The 1,623-nt window shown below is 70.1% G+C and carries 2 protein-coding genes and 1 pseudogene; all 3 read left to right on the top strand.

The genetic code is table 11. The features are described 5' to 3' along the window. The first annotated feature begins 71 nt into the window (after nucleotides 1-71). The 3 genes and pseudogenes from ACEN88_RS31170 (at nucleotide 72) to ACEN88_RS31180 (ending at nucleotide 1,518) form a co-directional block, all read left to right on the top strand. A pseudogene (locus ACEN88_RS31170) lies at nucleotides 72-792 on the top strand (cytochrome c oxidase assembly protein). Beyond that, nucleotides 789-1,154 (top strand): c-type cytochrome, encoded by a 366-nt coding sequence (locus ACEN88_RS31175; protein ID WP_413345968.1) that lies wholly within the window; start codon nucleotides 789-791, stop codon nucleotides 1,152-1,154. The pseudogene ACEN88_RS31170 and the gene ACEN88_RS31175 overlap by 4 nt, the downstream one beginning before the upstream one ends. Before the next feature lie 7 nt (nucleotides 1,155-1,161). Beyond that, nucleotides 1,162-1,518, top strand: a complete 357-nt coding sequence (locus ACEN88_RS31180; protein WP_413345970.1) for a DUF1622 domain-containing protein — start codon at nucleotides 1,162-1,164, stop codon at nucleotides 1,516-1,518. The last annotated feature ends 105 nt before the right edge of the window (nucleotides 1,519-1,623 follow it).

Below are 1,623 nucleotides of genomic sequence, written 5' to 3' on the forward strand. Positions count from 1 at the left end.
ACGTCAAGGCCGAGCTGGCGGCCGGCCCGGCGCTCGGCTGGGGGGCGGAATGGTGGGTCGTGACCCTGCTGGTGCTGTCGCTGCTGCTGTACGCGGCGGGCCTGAGACGTCTATGGCCCCGCGCGCAGGGGGCACGCCGCCAGCTGGCACGCCAGGCCGCGTGGTTCGGCGCGGGCTGGATCATGCTCGTGCTGGCGCTCGCGTCGCCGCTGGACGGCGCCGGCAGCCATGCGTTTTCCGCGCACATGGTGCAGCACGAGATCCTGATGATCGTGGCGGGGCCACTGCTCGTGCTGGGCCGCCCGCTCGCGCTGTGGCTGTGGGCGTTCGGGCCCGCGCGCCGCGTGGGGTGCGCTGACGGCGCCCGTGAATGCATGGCTGCTGCACTTCGCCGCGCTGTGGATGTGGCACGTGCCGGCGTGCTTCCAGCTGGCGCTGGCCGACAACGGCATGCACGCGCTGCAGCACACGAGCTTCCTCGCCACGGCGCTGCTGTTCTGGTGGGCTGTGCTGGGGCGCGAGGGTGGGCATCACGGCCGCGGGGGCGCCATCTTTTACCTGTTCACGACGATGATGCACACGGGCGCGCTCGGCGCCCTGTTCACCATGTCGGAGACGATCTGGTATCCGCTGTACGGCAACCGCGCGCAGCTGTTCGGTTTGACCCCGCTCGAAGACCAGCAGCTCGGTGGCCTCATCATGTGGATCCCGGGCGGCCTGGCCTACCTGATCGCGGGCCTCGTGCTGTGCGCCCGCTGGCTGCGCACGGGGCCTGCGGAGGTGCGGCCATGACGGGGCGCACACTCGCCGTCCTGCTGTGCGCGGCCCTGCTGGCCGGCTGCTCGAAGACGCCACCGAAGACGGAGCCGGTCACGGGCGGCGATCCGCGCCACGGCCGCGAACTGCTGGCACGGTACGGCTGCGCGAGCTGCCACAAGATCAAGGGGATCGCCCACGCGGACAGCCAGGTCGGCCCGCCCCTCGACGAGATCCGTTCGCGCGGTTATATTGCGGGCGTCATGCCGCACAACGCGGACAACCTGATGAGGTGGATCCAGCATCCGCGCCAGGTGGTCCCGAATACCGCGATGCCGGAGCTGGGCGTCACAGGTGCCGAGGCGCGCGACATGGCCGCTTATCTGTACAGCCAATAGGAGTCGAATGTTCGAACAGACGGAACAACAGGTGCGCGCCTGGGTGGAGTGGCTGCGCCTGCTGGTGGAAGCGCTGGGTGCGTGCGTGATCGCGGCCGGTGTCGTGATCGTCGTCGTGGGGCTCGTGCGCTACGCGTTGGCCCGGGGCGGCAGCTTCATTCCGATCCGGCTGGCGTTCGCGCGCTACCTCACGCTGGCGCTGGAACTGCAGCTGGCGGCCGACGTCCTGTCGACGTCCGTCGCGCCGACGTGGGACCGCATCGGCAAGCTTGCCGCCATCGCCGTGATCCGGACGGCGCTGAACTACTTCCTCAATCGCGAGATGAAGGAGGAAGCGGCCAGCGCGGAGAAGCCGCCGGCCTGACGCTTACGCGCCCAGCGTGAGCACCATCGCCTGTTCGAACGTCGTCCTGCCGGGCATCGGCACGGGCGCGCCCACGTCGACGAAACCCATGCGGCGATAGAGCCG

Source organism: Massilia sp. CT11-108, from assembly GCF_047302915.1.
GTDB lineage: Bacteria > Pseudomonadota > Gammaproteobacteria > Burkholderiales > Burkholderiaceae_D > Telluria > Telluria orientalis.

Excerpts from the sequence above, each read along its gene's own strand:
- ACEN88_RS31175 (WP_413345968.1), top strand. The coding sequence starts at position 789 with ATGACGGGGCGCACACTCGCCGTCCTGCTGTGCGCGGCCCTGCTGGCC.
- ACEN88_RS31180 (WP_413345970.1), top strand. The coding sequence starts at position 1,162 with ATGTTCGAACAGACGGAACAACAGGTGCGCGCCTGGGTGGAGTGGCTG.